This is a genomic window from Streptomyces africanus (genome assembly GCF_002150735.1).
GTDB lineage: Bacteria > Actinomycetota > Actinomycetes > Streptomycetales > Streptomycetaceae > Streptomyces > Streptomyces africanus.
Genome location: NZ_MUKA01000141.1, coordinates 1 through 17,608 on the forward strand (window position 1 = coordinate 1; position 17,608 = coordinate 17,608).

Annotated in this window: 18 protein-coding genes; 10 read left to right on the plus strand and 8 right to left on the minus strand. The window is 71.0% G+C overall.

Annotated elements, in window-relative coordinates; translation table 11 throughout:
- A partial coding sequence (gene rsmI / locus CCL05_RS18850) for a 16S rRNA (cytidine(1402)-2'-O)-methyltransferase (RefSeq protein ID WP_086561665.1) occupies positions 1 to 572 on the minus strand: 572 nt, incomplete at its 3' end.
- Between the two features lie 111 nt (positions 573 to 683).
- On the opposite strand from rsmI, the gene CCL05_RS18855 reads away from it, so the two are divergent.
- The 3 genes from CCL05_RS18855 to CCL05_RS18865 all read left to right on the plus strand — a co-directional run bounded on the left by CCL05_RS18855 (position 684) and on the right by CCL05_RS18865 (position 5,959).
- Positions 684 to 2,429 carry a dolichyl-phosphate-mannose--protein mannosyltransferase gene (locus CCL05_RS18855; RefSeq protein WP_167409580.1) on the plus strand — a complete coding sequence of 582 codons (1,746 nt, stop codon included), beginning with the start codon at positions 684 to 686 and terminating at the stop codon, positions 2,427 to 2,429.
- A gap of 128 nt (positions 2,430 to 2,557) precedes the next feature.
- Positions 2,558 to 4,189, plus strand: a complete 1,632-nt coding sequence (locus CCL05_RS18860; RefSeq protein ID WP_086561667.1) for a penicillin-binding transpeptidase domain-containing protein — start codon at positions 2,558 to 2,560, stop codon at positions 4,187 to 4,189.
- A gap of 96 nt (positions 4,190 to 4,285) precedes the next feature.
- Complete coding sequence (locus CCL05_RS18865) at positions 4,286 to 5,959, plus strand: penicillin-binding transpeptidase domain-containing protein (RefSeq protein WP_086561668.1); 1,674 nt, start codon at positions 4,286 to 4,288, stop codon at positions 5,957 to 5,959.
- A gap of 29 nt (positions 5,960 to 5,988) precedes the next feature.
- On the opposite strand, the gene CCL05_RS18870 is transcribed toward CCL05_RS18865, so the two are convergent.
- Positions 5,989 to 6,354 (minus strand): SsgA family sporulation/cell division regulator, encoded by a 366-nt coding sequence (locus CCL05_RS18870; protein ID WP_086561669.1) that lies wholly within the window; start codon positions 6,352 to 6,354, stop codon positions 5,989 to 5,991.
- A 167-nt stretch (positions 6,355 to 6,521) separates the two neighbouring features.
- Between CCL05_RS18870 and CCL05_RS18875 the strand changes: the two genes are divergently transcribed.
- The 6 genes from CCL05_RS18875 (at position 6,522) to CCL05_RS18900 (ending at position 11,361) form a co-directional block, all read left to right on the plus strand.
- Positions 6,522 to 7,619 carry an energy-coupling factor ABC transporter permease gene (locus CCL05_RS18875; RefSeq protein ID WP_086561670.1) on the plus strand — a complete coding sequence of 366 codons (1,098 nt, stop codon included), beginning with the start codon at positions 6,522 to 6,524 and terminating at the stop codon, positions 7,617 to 7,619.
- A 1-nt stretch (position 7,620) separates the two neighbouring features.
- Positions 7,621 to 8,382, plus strand: a complete 762-nt coding sequence (cbiQ, locus tag CCL05_RS18880; RefSeq protein ID WP_086561671.1) for a cobalt ECF transporter T component CbiQ — start codon at positions 7,621 to 7,623, stop codon at positions 8,380 to 8,382.
- Positions 8,370 to 9,137: an energy-coupling factor ABC transporter ATP-binding protein gene (locus CCL05_RS18885; protein WP_208641564.1), complete on the plus strand. Its 768-nt coding sequence runs from the start codon at positions 8,370 to 8,372 to the stop codon at positions 9,135 to 9,137. The genes cbiQ and CCL05_RS18885 overlap by 13 nt, the downstream gene beginning before the upstream one ends.
- Positions 9,134 to 9,595 (plus strand): MarR family winged helix-turn-helix transcriptional regulator, encoded by a 462-nt coding sequence (locus CCL05_RS18890; protein ID WP_086561673.1) that lies wholly within the window; start codon positions 9,134 to 9,136, stop codon positions 9,593 to 9,595. The genes CCL05_RS18885 and CCL05_RS18890 overlap by 4 nt, the downstream gene beginning before the upstream one ends.
- Positions 9,596 to 9,701: 106 nt before the next feature.
- A complete protein-coding gene (locus tag CCL05_RS18895) occupies positions 9,702 to 10,148 on the plus strand; it encodes an organic hydroperoxide resistance protein (RefSeq protein WP_086561674.1) in 447 nt (148 codons plus the stop codon).
- 43 nt (positions 10,149 to 10,191) lie between these two features.
- Entirely contained in the window at positions 10,192 to 11,361 is a 1,170-nt protein-coding gene (locus tag CCL05_RS18900) for a serine hydrolase domain-containing protein (protein ID WP_086561675.1), read from the plus strand.
- A 10-nt stretch (positions 11,362 to 11,371) separates the two neighbouring features.
- On the opposite strand, the gene CCL05_RS18905 is transcribed toward CCL05_RS18900, so the two are convergent.
- The 4 genes from CCL05_RS18905 to CCL05_RS18920 form a co-directional block, all read right to left on the minus strand.
- A complete protein-coding gene (locus tag CCL05_RS18905) occupies positions 11,372 to 11,647 on the minus strand; it encodes a DUF1876 domain-containing protein (protein WP_086561695.1) in 276 nt (91 codons plus the stop codon).
- A gap of 71 nt (positions 11,648 to 11,718) precedes the next feature.
- Positions 11,719 to 12,564 (minus strand): DMT family transporter, encoded by an 846-nt coding sequence (locus CCL05_RS18910; RefSeq protein ID WP_086561676.1) that lies wholly within the window; start codon positions 12,562 to 12,564, stop codon positions 11,719 to 11,721.
- On the minus strand, positions 12,561 to 13,076 hold the full coding sequence (locus tag CCL05_RS18915) for a YbaK/EbsC family protein (protein WP_086561677.1): 516 nt from the start codon (positions 13,074 to 13,076) through the stop codon (positions 12,561 to 12,563). Before CCL05_RS18915 ends, CCL05_RS18910 begins: the two co-directional genes overlap by 4 nt.
- Positions 13,077 to 13,119: 43 nt before the next feature.
- Complete coding sequence (locus CCL05_RS18920) at positions 13,120 to 13,305, minus strand: hypothetical protein (RefSeq protein ID WP_010035316.1); 186 nt, start codon at positions 13,303 to 13,305, stop codon at positions 13,120 to 13,122.
- Positions 13,306 to 13,395: 90 nt separating this feature from the next.
- Here CCL05_RS18920 and CCL05_RS18925 point away from each other — a divergent pair, with 90 nt between their 5' ends.
- Positions 13,396 to 14,535 (plus strand): glutathione-independent formaldehyde dehydrogenase, encoded by a 1,140-nt coding sequence (locus CCL05_RS18925; protein WP_086561678.1) that lies wholly within the window; start codon positions 13,396 to 13,398, stop codon positions 14,533 to 14,535.
- Positions 14,536 to 14,626: 91 nt separating this feature from the next.
- Here the strand turns inward: CCL05_RS18925 and CCL05_RS18930 are convergent, their stop codons facing one another.
- Entirely contained in the window at positions 14,627 to 16,837 is a 2,211-nt protein-coding gene (locus CCL05_RS18930; protein WP_086561679.1) for an MMPL family transporter, read from the minus strand.
- Between the two features lie 103 nt (positions 16,838 to 16,940).
- Positions 16,941 to 17,540 (minus strand): TetR/AcrR family transcriptional regulator, encoded by a 600-nt coding sequence (locus CCL05_RS18935; RefSeq protein WP_086561680.1) that lies wholly within the window; start codon positions 17,538 to 17,540, stop codon positions 16,941 to 16,943.
- Between the last annotated feature and the right edge of the window lie 68 nt (positions 17,541 to 17,608).

A 17,608-nucleotide genomic window follows, 5' to 3' on the forward strand; every position in this document is an offset into this window, starting at 1 on the left:
AGCTCCCGGCACACCGCGGCCCGCCGCTCGGCCCCGAACACCTCGGCCATCGCCGCCAGCGTGTCGTCGAGCCGGTGCGGGGCCTCGAAGTAGACGAGCGTGCGCCGCTCCCCGGCCACCTCCCGCAGCCGCCCCAGCCGCTCCCCCGCCTTGCGCGGCAGGAACCCCTCGAAGCAGAACCGGTCGACGGGCAGCCCCGACAGCGCGAGCGCGGTGAGCACGGCGGACGGCCCGGGCACGGCCGTGACCCGGACGTCCCGCTCCACGGCGGCGGCGACCAGCCGGTACCCCGGGTCCGACACCGACGGCATCCCGGCGTCCGTGACGAGCAGCACACGCGCCCCGCCCACCAGCTCATCGACCAGCTCCGGCGTCCGCGCGGACTCGTTGCCCTCGAAGTACGACACCACCCGCCCCTTGGGCGTGACGCCGAGCGCCTGGGTCAGCCGCCGCAGCCGCCGCGTGTCCTCGGCGGCGACGACATCGGCTCGGGCCAGTTCCTCGGCGAGCCGGGGCGGGGCGTCCGCGGTGTCGCCGATGGGGGTGCCTGCGAGTACGAGGGTTCCGGTCACGCCCCCATCCTCCCAGGGGCCGGGGACGCACCCTCCTCCCAGGGGCGGAGGATGGAGACGCATACCGGCCATGCACGGGACTCACACAGCACGGTTCCCTACGATGGCGCGGTGACCAGTACCGCGTCCTCCACGGACACCCGGCAGGGCCAGGCGCCGCACGAGCAGCGGCCGTCCTGGCAGCAGCGGCTGCGCCGCTTCGGCTACCAGCAGCCACGAAGCGACGCGGGTGACGTCCGTGACCGGCTGGTGCCGCCGTACACCCAGCCCGGTCCGCGCCTGTGGGCCGCGCTCGGCGTCCCGCACACGCTCGCGGGGCGGCTGGTGCGCTGGTCGGGCTGGATCGGCCCGCTGCTCGTCACGCTGCTGGCGGGCGTGCTGCGGTTCTGGAACCTGGGCAACCCCAAGGCGGTGATATTCGACGAGACGTACTACGCCAAGGACGCGTGGGCGCTCGTCCACCGCGGTTTCGAGGTCAACTGGGACAAGAACGCCAACGACCTGGTCCTCTCGTCGGGCGGGCACGTCACGATCCCGGCGGACGCGGCGTACGTCGTGCATCCGCCGGTCGGCAAGTACGTCATCGGACTCGGCGAACTGCTGTTCGGTTTCGACCCGTTCGGCTGGCGGTTCATGACGGCGCTGCTCGGCACGCTGTCGGTGCTGCTGCTGTGCCGGATCGGCCGCCGGCTGTTCCGCTCCACGTTCCTGGGGTGCCTGGCGGGCGCGCTGATGGCGGTGGACGGCCTGCACTTCGTGATGAGCCGCACGGCGCTGCTCGACGGCGTGCTGATGTTCTTCGTGCTGGCCGCGTTCGGCTGTCTGCTCATCGACCGGGACCAGGCGCGCGGGAAACTCGCCGCGGCGCTCCCGGTGGACGCCGACGGCCGCGTCCGCCCCGACCGGCACGTCGCCGAGACGGCCCGCCTGGGACGGCGCCCCTGGCGCTGGGCGGCGGGCCTGATGCTGGGCCTGGCCTTCGCCACGAAGTGGAACGGCCTCTACATCCTGGCCGCGTTCTGCCTGATGACGGTCCTGTGGGACGTCGGCTCGCGCCGGGTGGCCGGTGCCCGGCACCCGTACGCGGCGGTGCTCCGGCGCGACACGGGCCTGGCGTTCCTCGCCACGGTCCCCGTCGCGATCGTCACGTACGTGCTGTCCTGGACCGGCTGGATCCTCTCCGCCACCGACGGCAAGGGCGGCTACTTCCGCAACTGGGCCGCGACCGACGGCAAGGGCGGCAACTGGACCTTCCTGCCCGACTGGCTGCGCAGCCTGTGGCACTACGAGCACCAGGTGTACGAGTTCCACGTGGGCCTGTCCTCGCCGCACACCTACCAGTCCAACCCCTGGAGCTGGCTGGTCCTGGGCCGTCCGGTGTCGTACTTCTACGAGTCTCCGGCGCCCGGCAAGGACGGCTGCCCGGCCGACGCGGGCGAGAAGTGCGCCCGCGAGGTGCTGGCCCTCGGCACGCCGCTGCTGTGGTGGGTGGCCTGCTTCGCGGTCCTCTACGTGCTGTGGCGCTGGCTGCTGCGCCGCGACTGGCGCGCGGGCGCCATCGCCTGCGGCATCGCGGCCGGCTACCTGCCCTGGTTCATGTACCAGGAGCGCACGATCTTCTTCTTCTACGCCATCGTCTTCCTGCCGTTCCTGTGCCTGGCGGTGGCCATGCTCCTCGGCGCGATCACCGGCCCGCCCCGCTCCACCGACACCCGCCGCGTCGTCGGCGCCACGGCCGCGGGCGTCCTCGTCCTGCTGATCGCGTGGAACTTCATCTATTTCTGGCCGCTGTACACCGGTACGGCCATACCGATCGACGACTGGCGGGCGCGGATGTGGCTGGACACCTGGGTCTAGCCGCCTTCGGTCAAAAAACCGAAACGCCCGTGCCGGTAGTAACCGCTTGTGCTTAGAGTGCTCCCGGATAGAGCTTTCTGAACACGTTCAAAGGAGCGTGTGAAGCTCAACGGGGAGGGGACCGCCGGATGAGCAAGGGGGTCAAGGCCGCCGTCATAGGCGGTGTGTTCGCGGTGATGGTGGGCGGCGCCGGGTACGGGGCCTACAACATCATGAGCGCGCTGAGCGGTGACGGGGGCACGAGCGGCGTCGCCACGGAGAAGAAGTCGGGGCCGCCGGACAAGGACGAGGTCAAGGAGACCACGGCCAAGTTCTTCGCGGCCTGGGAGGAGGGCGCTGTCGCGACGGCGGCGTCCGTCACGAACAACGACGCGGCCGCCGAGCAACTGCTGACCGCCTTCGGGGACGACGCGCACATCACCGGCGTGAAGATCACGCCCGGCGCGGCGGCCGGCACCACCGTGCCCTACACGGTGAAGGCGAAGGTGGCCTACGACGGGAAGTCGAAGCCGCTGAGCTACAGCAGCAAGCTGACGGTCGTGCGCGGCCTCACCAGCGGCCGGGCGCTGGTCGACTGGCAGCCGTCCGTCGTGCACCCCGAGTTGAAGAAGGACGACACGCTCGTCACGGAGCAGTCGGCCAGCCCGCCCATCGAGGCGGTCGGCCGTGACGGCTCCGAGCTGACGAAGGAGAAGTACCCCTCCCTCGGCCCGGCCCTGGACGCCCTGCGCGACAAGTACGGAGAGAAGGCCGGCGGCACCCCCGGCATCGAGCTGGTCGTCCGGCACAACGGCAACGGCGCTCCCGACACCCCGCTGCTGACCCTCGCCGAGGGCAAGCCGGGCAAGCTCACCACCACGATCAGCCCGAGCGCGCAGGCGGCGGCCGAGAAGGCGGTCAAGCGGTTCGCCCAGTCGTCGGTGGTGGCCGTCAAGCCGAGCACCGGCGAGGTGCTGGCCGTGGCGAACCACCGTACGGACGGCTTCAACGCGGCCTTCGAGGGCAAGGCGGCACCCGGCTCCACGATGAAGATCATCACCGCCGCGATGCTCATCGACAACGGTGTGACCTCGATGAACGGCCCGGCACCCTGCCCGCCCACGGCGACGTGGCAGAGCCAGACCTTCAACAACCTCAAGGGCATGGAGCCCGACGACAACGCCACGCTCGCCAACAGCTTCATGCGGTCCTGCAACACCGCCTTCATCAAACTCATCGACGAGAAGCCGCTCACGGACGCCTCGCTGACCCAGGAGGCCGAGCAGCGCTTCGGGCTCGGGCAGGACAACTGGAAGACCGGCATCGTCTCCTTCGACGGCAGCGTCCCCGCGGTCGGCGGCCCGGACCGGGCGGCCGGTGCCATCGGGCAGGGCCAGGTCCAGATGAGCCCGCTGAACATGGCCTCGGCGACCGCGACCGCGATCACCGGCACCTTCCGTCAGCCCTATCTCGTCCCGCCGAAGCTGGACGACCGTAAACTGGCCCGGGCCGACGGCCTGAAGGCGAGCACCGCCGCCCAGCTGAAGCAGATGATGCGGCTCACCGCCACCCAGGGCACCGCCCAGGAGGCCATGGCGGGACTCGGCGGCGACATCGGCGCCAAGACCGGTTCCGCCGAGGTCGACGGGAACGCCAAGTCCAACAGCTGGTTCACCGGGTTCCGTGACGACATCGCGGCGGCGGCCATGACCGAGGAGGGCGGCCACGGCGGCGACGCGGCCGGGCCGATTGTCGCAGCCGTGCTACGAACGGGTGGCTGATCTCACGTCCCCGGAACGGGACTCTAGGGTGGTGGCCGTCGTTGGGACAGCCGAGGGCAACGGGGACCCTGGGGATTCGTGGAGGAACGAACAGCAGTGGGCAACAGAAGGCGCGTCGCCGAGCGACGAAAGACGAGGCCCGCCGTGATCGGCGGGATGATCGCCGTGGTCGTCGGCGGCGCCGGGTTCGGCGCCTACGCGCTGTACGGCGGCGGCGCGGCGGCCGACGACGGCACCCGCGCGGCCTCCGCCGACCACAAGCCCAAGGTGAAGACCGGGCCCCTGTCGGCGACCGAGGTCACCACCACCGCCCGCGCCTTCCTCACCGCCTGGCAGTCGGGGAAGGTCACCGAGGCCGCCGCGGCCACCGACGACGCGGCGGCGGCCGGGTCCCTGCTCACCGGCTACACCAAGGACGCCCGCGTCAAGGACGTCACCCTCACCCCGGGCACGCCCACGGGTGACAAGGTGCCGTTCTCCGTCAAGGCCACGGTGGCGTACAAGAACACCGAGAAGCCGCTGGCGTACGACAGCGCGCTGACCGTCGTCCGCCGTACGAGCGACGGGAAGCCGCTGGTCGACTGGCACGCGGCGGTCGTCCACCCCGACCTGAAGGACGGCGACAGGCTGGTCACCGGCGAGGCGGGCACGCCCCCGGTCAAGGCCCTCGACCGGGACGGCGGCGAACTGACCAAACAGAAGTACGCCTCGCTCGGCCCGGTCCTGGACGGGCTGCGCGAGAAGTACGGCAAGAAGGCCGGCGGCAAGGCCGGCATCGAGCTGCGGGTCGTGCGCGGGAAGTCCGCGAAGTCCGACGACCTGTCCGACAAGACCCTGCTGGAGCTGAGCAAGGGCACGCCGGGCACGGTGAAGACCACGCTGGACCCGGCCCTCCAGGCGGCGGCCGAGCAGCAGGTCGCGAAGAAGGCCCGGTCGTCGGTGGCCGTGGTGCGGCCCTCGACCGGCGAGATCCTGGCCGCCGCCAACGCCTCGCCCGGCTTCAACACCGCCTTCCAGGGCTCGCTCGCGCCCGGCTCCACGATGAAGGTCATCACCTCGTCGCTGCTGATCGACAAGGGCCTGGCCTCGGCGGACAAGAAGCATCCCTGTCCGAAGTACTTCACGTACGGGCACTGGAAGTTCCAGAACGACGACAAGTTCGAGATCAAGGACGGCACGTTCAAGGCCGCCTTCGCCCGCTCCTGCAACACGGCCTTCATCAGCCAGGCGCCGAAGCTCAAGGACGACGACCTGACCAAGCAGGCCCAGCAGGTCTTCGGCCTGGGGATGAACAACTGGGCCATCGGTGTGCCGTCCTTCGACGGCGCTGTGCCGGTGCAGTCGCAGGCCCAGATGGCCGCCTCGCTGATCGGGCAGGGCGGCGTCCGGATGAACCCGCTGAACATGGCATCGGTGTCGGCGACGATCAAGTCCGGCACCTTCCGCCAGCCGTACCTGGTCTCCCCGGACGTGGACGGCCGCAAGCTCGCGACCGCCTCGCGCACGATGTCGGGGGGCACGCTGTCCCAGCTGCGTGAGCTGATGTCGTACACGGCCGACTACGGCACGGCCGCGGAGGCGATGGCCGGGGTGGGCGGCGACGCCGGCGCGAAGACCGGGTCCGCCGAGGTCGACGGCCAGAAGAAGCCGAACGGCTGGTTCACCGCCTACCGCGGCGATCTGGCGGCGGCGGGTGTGGTCCAGCAGGGCGGGCACGGCGGTTCGACGGCCGGTCCGATCGTGGCGGCGCTGCTGAAGATGGGCGGCTGACCCTCAGGGCGTGTAGCCCGGGCCCGGCCTCAGTGCGTGACCGGTTCCGCGGCGGCCATGTACGTCCGCCGCAGGAACCGCAGCAGCGCCTGCCGCTCGAACTGCACCACCGACACGCCCCGCGCGGAGTGGAACTCCACGACGGCCTGCACCCGGCCGCACGGCCACACCCGCACCTCACCGCTGCCCGTGGGGGCCCGCAGCCCCTCCTCCAGCAGCCGGCGGTCGAAGGTCCACTCTCGCCCCCCGGTCCCGGGAAGCCGGATCCGCACACTGCGGGGATCGCGGTCGGGGTCGTACCGCAGCGTCACCGGAACCGCTTCCTGCTCGTCGATCAGCGGCACGGCCGCGTCCGTGACGATGTGGGCTCGCGCGTACTGCTCGACTACGGACATCGGACGGACCCTTCACCGTGCGCTACCTGTGTGGAAACTGTGCGTCCACCCCTCTCCAATGTCGCATATCTTCCGAATTGCGCCCATGGGGCATGATATGTCGCTCGTGAGATAAAACGAGCGGCGCGCTCTTGCACATCGTTCGCATCAAGCCACATCATCGAACCGTGCATGTACCCGACGGATTCATCAACGCGCCCACCTCCGCCGCCACCGGCGTGATCGCCGCGGGCGCCGTCGCCGTGAGCCTGCGCGGCGCGCGCCGCGAACTCGACGAGCGGACGGCACCGCTGGCCGGACTGGTCGCGGCGTTCATCTTCGCCGTGCAGATGCTGAACTTCCCCGTAGCGGCGGGGACCAGCGGCCATCTGCTCGGCGGTGCGCTCGCCGCGATACTCGTCGGCCCCTACACCGGGGTCCTGTGCGTCTCCGTCGTCCTGCTCATGCAGGGCATCCTCTTCGCGGACGGCGGTCTGACCGCGCTCGGCGTGAACATCACCAACATGGCGATCGTCACCACGGTCGTCGCCTACGCCCTCTTCCGGGGCCTGGTGAAGGTGCTGCCCCGCACCCGCCGGTCGGTCACCGTGGCCTCGTTCGTCGCCGCCCTGTTCTCCGTCCCGGCCGCCGCGCTGGCCTTCACGCTGATGTACGCGGTCGGCGGCACCACCGACGTGTCGATCGGCAAGGTCGCCACCGCCATGATCGGCGTGCACGTCCTGATCGGCATCGGCGAGGCCGTGATCACCGCGCTGACCGTCGGCGCGGTCATCGCCGTCCGCCCGGACCTGGTGTACGGGGCGCGCGGCCTCACGCAGCGGCTCAAGCTGCGAGTGAACGGCGAACTGGTCGACGCCCCCGAGCCCGAGCCGGCCCCGGTGGCCGCCCGGACCTCGCACCGCACGGTGTGGGCCGCGGGCCTGGCCGCCTCCCTGGTCCTGGCCGGGTTCGTCAGCTTCTACGCCTCCGCCGACCCCGACGGCCTGGAGAAGGTCGCCGCCGACCACGGCATCGACAAGAAGACCGAGGAGCACGCCGTCGCGGACTCCCCGCTCGCCGACTACGGCGTCAAGGACGTCACCGACGCCCGCCTGTCCGGGGGGCTGGCGGGCGTCATCGGCGTGGGCGTCACGGTCGTCGCGGGCAGCACGGTCTTCTGGGCCGTCCGCCGCCGCCGTGACGACGACACCTCCCCGTCGAACACGTCGAACACGTCGAACACGTCGACTGACGTGTCGGACTCGACGAGCACCACGAGCGTCTGACATGGGAGCAGGGCACGCGCACAAGCTCTACCGGCACGGGCACTCGCCCGTGCACGGTCTGCCGCCGCACACCAAACTCGCCGCCGTGTTCGCCTTCGTGGTGGTCGTGGTGTCGACGCCGCGGGAGGCCATGTGGGCCTTCGGTCTGTACGCCGTCCTGCTCGGGACCGTGGCGTACGCCGCGCGGGTGCCCGCCGGGTTCCTGCTGAGGCGGCTGCTGATCGAGGTGCCGTTCGTCGCGTTCGCGGTGCTGATGCCGTTCGTGGCGGAGGGCGAGCGGGTCGACGTCCTCGGCCTGTCCCTGAGCGTGAACGGTCTGTGGGGTGCCTGGAACGTGCTCGCCAAGGGCACGCTCGGCGTCGCGGCCTCGGTGTTGCTGGCCGCCACGACCGAACTGCGCGAACTGCTCCTCGGCCTGCAGCGGCTCAAGCTCCCGCCGCTCCTCGTCCAGATCGCGTCCTTCATGATCCGCTACGGCGACGTCATCACGGACGAGATGCGGCGCATGCGGATCGCCCGGGAGTCACGCGGCTTCGAGGCGAAGGGCGTCCGGCACTGGGGCGTCCTGGCCAAGTCCGCGGGCGCCCTGTTCATCCGCTCCTACGAGCGCGGCGAACGCGTGCACCTGGCCATGGTCAGCCGCGGGTACGCCGGCTCCATGCCGGTCATCGACGAGGTGACCGCATCCCGGGCGCAGTGGTCGTACGCCCTCGCGCTGCCGGGTGCGGCCCTCGTCGTCTGTCTGCTGGGATGGTCCCTGTGACAGATGTGACCCCTTCCCTGGACGTGGCCGGTCTGGCCTTCGCCTATCCCGACGGGCACCAGGCCCTCTTCGGCGTGGACTTCTCCCTCGCACGCGGCGAGCGGGTGGCCCTGCTCGGCCCGAACGGTGCCGGCAAGACGACCCTGGTGCTCCACCTCAACGGCATCCTGACCGGCGGCACCGGCACGGTGAAGGTGGCCGGACTGCCCGTCGGCAGACAGCACATGGCGGAGATCCGCCGCCGGGTCGGCATCGTCTTCCAGGACCCGGACGACCAGCTCTTCATGCCCACGGTCCGGGAGGATGTGGCGTTCGGGCCCGCTGCGGCCGGGCTGAAGGGCGCCGAGCTGGAGCAGCGCGTGGACCGGGCGCTGGAGCGGGTCGGCATGGCGGAGTTCAAGGACCGGCCGCCGCACCACCTCTCCTTCGGCCAGCGCCGCCGGGTGGCCGTCGCGACCGTCCTCGCCATGGAACCGGAGATCCTCGTCCTCGACGAGCCCTCCTCCAACCTCGACCCCGCCTCCCGCCGCGAACTGGCCGACATCCTGCGGTCGTTGGACGTGACCGTGCTGATGGTCACGCACGACCTGCCGTACGCCCTGGAGCTGTGCCCGCGCGCCCTGATCCTCAGCGAGGGCGTGATCGCGGCGGACGGCCCGACCGGCGAACTGCTCTCCGACGAGGACCTGATGCGCGCCCACCGGCTGGAGCTGCCGTTCGGTTTCGACCCGCGTTCGGTGACAATGGGCGCGTGACGAACGAGGAGACCGAGGGCTCGCTGCTGCTGGACGACCAGCTCTGCTTCGCGCTGTACGCGGCCCAGCGGGCGGTGACGTCCGCCTACCGCCCCCTCCTCGACGAGCTCGGCCTCACCTATCCGCAGTACCTGGTCCTGCTGGTCCTGTGGGAGCGCGGTGAGACCACGGTCAAGGAGCTGGCCGCCGCGCTGAGGCTCGACTACGGCACGGTGTCGCCGCTGCTCAAGCGGCTGGAGAGCCTGGGACTCGTCCGCCGGGAGCGGGCGGCGCACGACGAGCGCTCGGTGCTGGTCGCCTGCACCGAACCCGGGGAGGAGCTGCGCGAGCTCGCGGCGCGCGTGCCGGGCGCCCTGCTCGCGGTGACGGGTCTCGCTCCGCCAGAGGTCGCGCGTCTGCGCGAAGAGCTGTGGCGGCTGGCGGAGGCATCGCAGGCAGCCCCGAACCGCCCGCACTGATCGCCCGTTACCCCCGGTTATCACCCCCTGCTGAGCAGACGCTTTCCTACTGGCCGGTACCTTGTGCGCGATGTATTAGTGCGCACCTGTTCTGGGGGATCCAGCCATGACCGACGCCGCCGCCGTCGACAGCCGCCCGACGAAGATCATGTACGTGGCCGAGGCCACCGCCCACGGCGGCCGCGAGGGCTATGTCACCAGCCAGGACGGACAGCTCGACCTCAAGGTCGCGATGCCCCCGCAGCTCGGCGGCGACGGCAACGGCACCAACCCGGAACAGCTCTTCGCGGCCGGCTACAGCTCCTGCTTCCACAACGCGCTGATCCTCGTCGGCAACCGCGAGGGCTACGACCTGACCGGCTCGACGGTCTCCGCGAAGGTCGGCATCGGCCCCAACCGGCAGCGCGGCTACGGTCTCGCGGTCGCCCTCAGCGTCTCGCTGCCCGTCCTCGACCCGGGCCTCGCGAGCAAGCTGGTGGACGCGGCCCACGAGGTCTGCCCGTACTCGAACGCGACCCGCGGGAACATCGACGTGACCATCCTGCTTGGCTGAAGGGGAGCAACGAGAGCACCGCAGCGAGACGAGGAGTACGGACGTGGATGTGCACGGCACAGTGGCCGAGGGCTTCGAGCCGGTCAGGGACGCGTTCGTACGGAACTTCGAAACACTCGGGGAGCGGGGCGCGGCGGTCGCCGTCTACCGGGACGGACAGCGGGTCGTCGACCTGTGGGCCGGCACGAAGGACGTCGACGGCACGGCCCCCTGGGAGCGCGGCACCGCCCAGGTCGTGCGCTCGGCGACGAAGGGTGTCGCCGCCGCCGTACTCCTGCTGCTGCACCAGCGCGGGCAGCTGGACCTGGACGCGCCGGTGGGCCACTACTGGCCGGAGTTCAAGGCGCGGGGCAAGGAGCGGGTGCTGGTCCGGCACGTCCTCAACCACCGGGCCGGCCTGCCCGTGCTCGACCGGCCCCTCACCCCTGAGCAGGCCCTCGACCCGCTGCGGGGCCCGGAGGCGGTCGCCGCCCAGACCCCCGCCTGGGAACCCGGCACCGACCACGGCTACCACGCGCTCACCTACGGCTGGCTCGTCGACGAACTGGTGCGACGCGTGACCGGGCAGGGCGCCGGGGCATGGCTCGCCGCGCAGATCACCGGCCCGCTGGGCCTGGACCTCTGGCTGGGTCTGCCGGACGCGGAGGCCGGCCGGGTCGGACGCGCGGGCCGTGTCGAGGGACCCGAGCCGGCCGGCGGCCTGCGCGCCCGCCCGAAGCGCTCGGTCACCGAGGCCTACGAGGACCCGGCCTCTCTGACCCGCCGGGCCTTCGCCGCCATCACCCCGTTCCCCGACCAGAACGACCCGGCCTACCGCGCGGCGGCCCTCCCCGCGACCAACGCCATCGCGACGGCGGACGGACTGGCCCGCTTCTACGCGACGCTGATCGGCGACACGGCCGGCGCCGCACGCCTGTTCGCGCCGGAGACGGTCGCACTGGCCCGGGCCGAGGAGTCGGCGGGCCCCGACCGCGTCCTGGTGGTCGGCACCCGCTTCGGCCTCGGCTACATGCTGCACGGCAGCGCCTCCCCTTTCCTCACACCGGGCTCCTTCGGCCACCCGGGCCGCGGCGGCGCCCTCGGCTTCGCCGACCCGGAGACCGGGGTCGCCTTCGGCTACGTCACCAACGGCTTCCGCAAGACGGTGACGGCGGATCCGCGGGCGCAGGGGCTGGTGCGGGCGGTGCGGGGAGCGCTGGGGCTCCAGACGTGAAGCCGGGGCCCTAGACGTGGATCGGGTGGGAGGTCCGCCCGGACGCCTGGTCGATCTCCTCGTGCGCCTTGGTCAGCAGCTGCATGGCGAGTTCGTTGAGGGCCCGCGCGCCGGCGATCTCCTCCCCGACTCTGGGCTGATTGACGTCGGTCCGGTGCCGGCTGGCGTGCCCGCGCGCCCGTACCTCGGTGCCGTCGGGCAGCCGGACCATCGCCACCGCCTGGGTGTGCTGGTCGTCCTCCCGGAACTCCATCTCGACGTGCCATCCGACTCTGGTCCGCATCATGTCGATCACCTCCGGAACGCCTAGTTCCAGGGTCCTCCTCAGGAGAGGGATGCGCACCCGTCCGACCCGGTCTATCCGGTGTGCAGCATCAGCCCGATCCCGGCGACGAGCAGCCCGGCCGCCACGATTCTCGGCGCCCCGAACCGCTCCTTGAAGAACACGGCCCCGATCGCCGCGCCCACGATGATCGACGACTCGCGCAGGGCGGCGATGGGCGCGAGTTCGGCCCGAGTCTGGGCCCACAGGACGAGGGCGTAGGCGGCGACGGAGAGGGCGGCTCCGACGAGCCCGGTCACGGCGAACGGCCGGAGCACGGCGCCGGTCTCCCTCCCCCAGCGGCTCACGGCGTACGCGGGGATCACGACTCCCTGCACGGCCATCAGCCAGGCGATGTATCCGAGGGGGGATCCGGAGGCGCGCACGCCGAGTCCGTCGACGACGGTGTACGCCGCGATCGTCAGCCCGGTCGCCAGGGCCGCCCCGATCGCCGCCCAGTCGGGCCGGCGCCCGCGCAGTCCCCACACGGCGACGCCGGTCAGCCCCGCGCAGGACAGGGCGATGCCGGCGGCGGCCCACCCGTCGGGCACCTCGTGGGCGAAGACGGCGGCGAGCACGGTCACGACGAGCGGCGCCGTGCCGCGGGCGATGGGGTAGGCCTGCCCGAAGTCGCCCAGCCGGAAAGACCTCATGAGCAGCGCGTAGTAGGCGATGTGGATGACGGCGGAGGCGAGCAGATACGGCCACGCCGGGGCCGCCGGAAACGCCACGAAGGGCGCCAGGGCCAGCCCGATGACCACCCCGCCGCCCGAGATCAGCGCGAACCCGGCCAGCTTGTCGGTGATCTTGTGGGCGATGGCGTTCCAGCTGGCGTGCGTGACGGCGGCGAGCAGGACCGCGGCGGTGACCAGGGGCGTCACGCGGCGCGCTCGCGCACGTCCACGAGAGTGGCGCCGGCGTGGGCGACGAGGTCCCGGGGCGGCATGGGGAACACGGTGTACGGCGTCCCGGCGGCGGCCCAGACGACGTCGTGCTCCAGCAGGGACCGGTCGGCGAGCACACGCGTCCTCGTCCGGTGCCCGAAGGGCGGCACGCCGCCGATGGCGTACCCGGTGGCCTCCCGCACGACCTCGGCCCTGGCCCGCGTGACCTTGTCCGCCCCGAGCTCCTTGCGCACGAGCTCGAGGTCGACCCGCGACGCCCCGTCCATGAGCACCAGCACCGGCACGCCGTCCGCCGCGAAGATCAGCGACTTGCAGATCTGGCTCAGCTCACACCCGAGCGCGGCGGCGGCCTCGGCGGCGGTACGGGTGGCTTCCGGGAACCGGCGGACCTGGCGGACGAGGTCCCCGATCCCCAGCTCCCGCAGGGCCTCGGCGAAACGGGGGTGTGCTCCGGAGTTGTCGGCGTCCGTGGCGGCTGTCGTCGTCATGCGGGCACGCTAGCGGTACGTGTACGAGGCACGCGAGGTGGTCTCAGCCGGTGGCGTCCTCCGGCCGGACATCCGCGAACTCCCACCACGCGAGCGGCAGCCAGTCCCCGTCGACGAAACCGTCGACGGACCCTCCGGTGCCCTGGATGGTCACGCGCGTCCCCTCGGGATAGACGACGCCGGACAGGCCGGGGACCGCCACGAGCAAGGTGCCGATACGTCCTGACAAAGCGCTACTTCCTTTCTTCTGTAGATGCAAATCGTCTCATCATGCACGAGCCTGGTATATGACCCACGGCACAGTTGGAGGTGCGTGACGATGAGGGCTGTCGTGTACAAAGGCCCCTTCGAGGTAGCGATAGAGCAAGTGGAGGACCCACGGATCCAGCACCCGAACGATGTGATCGTCCGTGTCACCTCGACCGCCATCTGCGGCTCGGACCTGCACATGTACGAGGGCCGTACCGCCGCGGAACCGGGGATCGTGTTCGGCCACGAGAACCTCGGGGTCGTCGAGGAGGCAGCGGAGGGAGTCACCTCGCTCAGCCGCGGCGACCGGGTGGTGATGCCCTTCAATGTGGCATGCGGCTTCTGCAAGAACTGTACGGCCGGCTTCACGGGCTTCTGCCTGACCGTGAACCCGGGCTTCGCCGGCGGCGCCTACGGCTATGTCGCGATGGGGCCCTATGTGGGAGGCCAGGCGGAGTACGTGCGTGTGCCGTACGCCGACTTCAACTGCCTCAAGCTCCCCGAGGGCACCGAGAAGGAGACCGACTTCGTCCTGCTCGCCGACATCTTCCCGACCGGCTACCACGGCAACGAGCTGGCCGATGTGCGTCCCGGTGACAGCGTCGCGGTCTACGGCGGCGGACCGGTCGGGCTCATGGCCGCCTACTCCGCGATGCTGCGCGGCGCGAGCAAGGTGTTCGTGGTCGACCGGGTCGCGGAGCGGCTGGAGAAGGCGCGGGAGATCGGCGCCGTGCCGGTCGACTTCACCCAGGGCAGTCCGGCGGAGCAGATCAAGGAGCAGACCGACGGCCAGGGCACGGACAAGGGGATCGACGCCGTCGGCTACCAGGCGCAGGCGCAGGGCGAGGACCGTGAGGAACCGGCGACCGTGCTGAACGCGCTCGTCGAGACGGTCCGGCCGACGGGTGCGCTCGGCGTGCCCGGCCTGTATGTCCCGCGCGACCCCGGCGGGCCGGACGAGCAGGCGAAGCACGGCATGCTGATGGTCTCCATCGGGCGCCTCTTCGAGAAGGGGCTCCGGATGGGCACCGGCCAGTGCAACGTCAAGCGGTACAACCGCCACCTGCGTGACCTGATCATCGAGGACCGTGCGAAGCCGAGCTTCGTCGTCTCGCACGAGCTTCCTCTCGACCAGGCGCCGAGCGCGTACGAGAAGTTCGACAAGCGCGTCGAGGGTTACACCAAGGTCGTCCTCCACCCGCACGCGTGAGAAACACACCTGAGAAAGAAGAGCCGGTGAGGGCTCCCCGTCCCCAGGGGGCCCTCACCGGCCGGTCTCTCAGGGTGCTGTCACGGTGCTGTCAGGGGGCGCGCACCAGCTCCCTGTCCTGATTCCCGCGGTCGGTGTCCGTGCGCAGGCCCTCGCCCTCGACGTCCACGTTGGGCAGTGCCCGGTCCAGCCACCCGGGCAGCCACCAGGCCTTGCGGCCGAGGAGGGCCAGGACGGCCGGGACGATGGCCATGCGGACGATGAACGCGTCGAAGAAGACCGCGATCGCGAGGCCGAAGCCGATCATCTTGACCATCGACTCGGACGAGCCGATGAAGCCGGCGAAGACCGCCATCATGATGACCGCCGCGGCCGTCACCACCCGGGCGCCGTGCCTAAAGCCCGTCACGACCGCCTGGCCGGCCTTCTCGCCGTGGACGTAGGCCTCCCGCATCCGGGTCACCAGGAAGACCTCGTAGTCCATGGCCAGGCCGAAGACGACGCCCACCATGAAGATCGGCATCATCGACATGACCGGGCCGGTCTGCTCGACGCCCATCAGGTCCGCCAGCCAGCCCCACTGGAAGACCGCGACCACCGCGCCGAGGGCCGCCATCACCGACAGGAGGAAGCCGAGGGCGGCCTTGAGGGGGACCAGGATCGAGCGGAACACCACGATCAGCAGGAGGAAGGCCAGGCCGACCACCAGGACCAGGTAGGGGATCAGGGCGTCATCGAGCTTCTCGCTGACGTCGATGTTCATCGCCGTCTGGCCGGTGACCAGCACGTTCGCATCCGAGTCGGCCTTGATCCCGGCGCCCTTGCCGCGGATGGAGTGGACCAGGTCCTCCGTCGCGACCGACGACGGCTTGGAGCCCGGGACGACGGTGATCGTCGCCGTGTCGCCGGCCTTGTTGGGCGCCGGCGGCGTGACCGTGACGACGTCCTCAAGGCCCTTGATCTCGTCGCCGACCTGCGTGAAGGCCGCCTTCGGGTCGTCGCTGTCCTTGGCGTCGACCACGACCATCAGCGGGCCGTTGAAGCCCGGCCCGAAGCCCTCGGAGAGGAGGTCGTAGGCACGGCGCTGCGTGGTGGACGTGGGCTGGGAGCCGTCGTCCGGCAGGCCCAGTTCCAGGCTCGCCGCCGGGACGGCCGCCGCGCCGAGGCCGACGACGCCGAGCAGCAGCACCGCGACCGGGCGGCGTACGACGAAGCTCGCCCAGCGCGTGCCCAGGTTCGGCTTCGCGGGCCCCTGCTGCTTCTTGGCCCGGCCGAGCAGCCTGCTCTTCTCCCCCGCCGGCTTCACCCTCCGGCCCGCGTATCCGAGCAGCGCCGGGATCATGGTCAGTGCGATCAGCACGGCGATGGCCACCGTGCCCGCCGCCGCGACGCCCATCTTCGTCAGCATCGGGATGTTGACGACGGACAGGCCCACCAGGGCGATCACGACCGTGAGGCCCGCGAAGACCACCGCGGAACCCGCCGTGCCGACGGCCCGGCCCGCCGCGTCCTCGCGGTCACGGCCCTCGGCCAGTTCGGCGCGGTAGCGGGAGACGATGAACAGCGCGTAGTCGATGCCGACCGCGAGGCCGATCATCATCGCGAGGGTGGAGGTCGTCGAGCCCAGGTCCAGCGCACTGGCCAGCGCCGTGATCGAGGAGACGCCGATGCCGACGCCGATGAGCGCCGTCAGCAGCGGCAGACCGGCCGCGATCAGCGAGCCGAAGGTGATGACGAGGACGACGGCGGCGACCGCGATGCCGATGATCTCGGTGGTGCCGGTGGTCGGGACCGTCTGGAGCGCGTCACCGCCGATCTCGACGGTCAGCCCGGTCTTCCGCGCGTCCTGCGCGGAGTCCTCCAGGGCGTCGCGGGAGGAGTCCTCCAGCTCCATGCCGGAGACCTTGTACGACACCTGCGCGTACGCGACCGTGCCGTCCTTGCTGACGGCCTTCGCCTGGTACGGGTCGGTGACGCGGACGACCTCGGAGCCGTCGGAGAGTTCCTTGACGGTCTCCCGGACGGTCGCCTTGTTGCCGGGGTCGGTCATCTTCTCGCCGCTCGGCGCCTTGAAGACGACGCGTGCGGTGGCTCCGTCGGCGCTCGTGCCGGGGAAGCGCTGTTCCAGCAGGTCGAAGGCCTTCTGGGCCTCGGTGCCGGGAATGGAGAAGGAACTGTTGCCCGCGGCGGGGGCACTGGCCGCGCCGACCCCGGCGAGGGTCAGCAGGGCCACCCATATCAGGGCGACGAAGTGCCGCCGCCGGAACGACATCCGGCCGATCTTGTAAAGGAATGTGGCCACGAGGGCGTACTCCCGGTCAGGTCGTGGGGTTGGTTCTGGGCAGGGCTGATCAGCCCGACGACGTGAGCGGTGACGTCAGGTGGGGTGTGACTCAGGGGGTTTGTCAGTCGACGGGAATGCCGAGGGCGGGGAGGACCACGGCGTCGATGTACGAGGTGAGGAACTCCTGCGTGGGCGGCTGGTCGTCGATCAGGGTGCGCGTGGCGAAGGCGCCGACGAGCATGTGCACGATGTAGTCGAGCGCCGGGCGGCCGGCCTGGACCTCGCCGCGGTCGACGGCCCGTTGCACCACCCGGTGGAACTCCTCCATCTCGGGCTCGATGAGCAGTTCCTTGAACGCCTGGAGGAGGTCCGGGTTGCCGTGCACCGCCATGAACAGACCGCGCATCAGCGCGGCGTTCTGCTGCATGGCGCAGTCGTCCTCACGCGCGGTGAGGGCGTGCAGGTCGCCCCGCAGGGATCCCGTGTCGACGTCGGCGACGCTGCCCGGCTTGTTGTGCCGGATCGCCTTGGCCACCAGCTCCGGCTTGCCGCCCCACTGGCGGTAGAGCGTCGCCTTGCTGGACCGGGTGCGGGCGGCCACGGCGTCCATGGTGAGGGCGTCGTAGCCGACCTCGCGGAGCAGGTCGAGCACGGCCGTGTACAGCTCGGCCTCACGCTCGGGGGTGATCCGACTGCGACGCGCGGTGGCGACCTCAGCCATCTCGCTCACCTTCCTGCTCGGAACGACACGGTTTCGTACACCACAAAGGTAGCGCACCCTCTTATGAA

Excerpts from the sequence above, each read along its gene's own strand:
- CCL05_RS18860 (WP_086561667.1), top strand. The coding sequence starts at position 2,558 with ATGAGCAAGGGGGTCAAGGCCGCCGTCATAGGCGGTGTGTTCGCGGTG.
- CCL05_RS18870 (WP_086561669.1), bottom strand. The coding sequence starts at position 6,354 with ATGTCCGTAGTCGAGCAGTACGCGCGAGCCCACATCGTCACGGACGCG.
- cbiQ (WP_086561671.1), top strand. The coding sequence starts at position 7,621 with ATGGGAGCAGGGCACGCGCACAAGCTCTACCGGCACGGGCACTCGCCC.
- CCL05_RS18885 (WP_208641564.1), top strand. The coding sequence starts at position 8,370 with ATGGTCCCTGTGACAGATGTGACCCCTTCCCTGGACGTGGCCGGTCTG.
- CCL05_RS18895 (WP_086561674.1), top strand. The coding sequence starts at position 9,702 with ATGACCGACGCCGCCGCCGTCGACAGCCGCCCGACGAAGATCATGTAC.
- CCL05_RS18905 (WP_086561695.1), bottom strand. The coding sequence starts at position 11,647 with ATGATGCGGACCAGAGTCGGATGGCACGTCGAGATGGAGTTCCGGGAG.
- CCL05_RS18915 (WP_086561677.1), bottom strand. The coding sequence starts at position 13,076 with ATGACGACGACAGCCGCCACGGACGCCGACAACTCCGGAGCACACCCC.
- CCL05_RS18925 (WP_086561678.1), top strand. The coding sequence starts at position 13,396 with ATGAGGGCTGTCGTGTACAAAGGCCCCTTCGAGGTAGCGATAGAGCAA.
- CCL05_RS18935 (WP_086561680.1), bottom strand. The coding sequence starts at position 17,540 with ATGGCTGAGGTCGCCACCGCGCGTCGCAGTCGGATCACCCCCGAGCGT.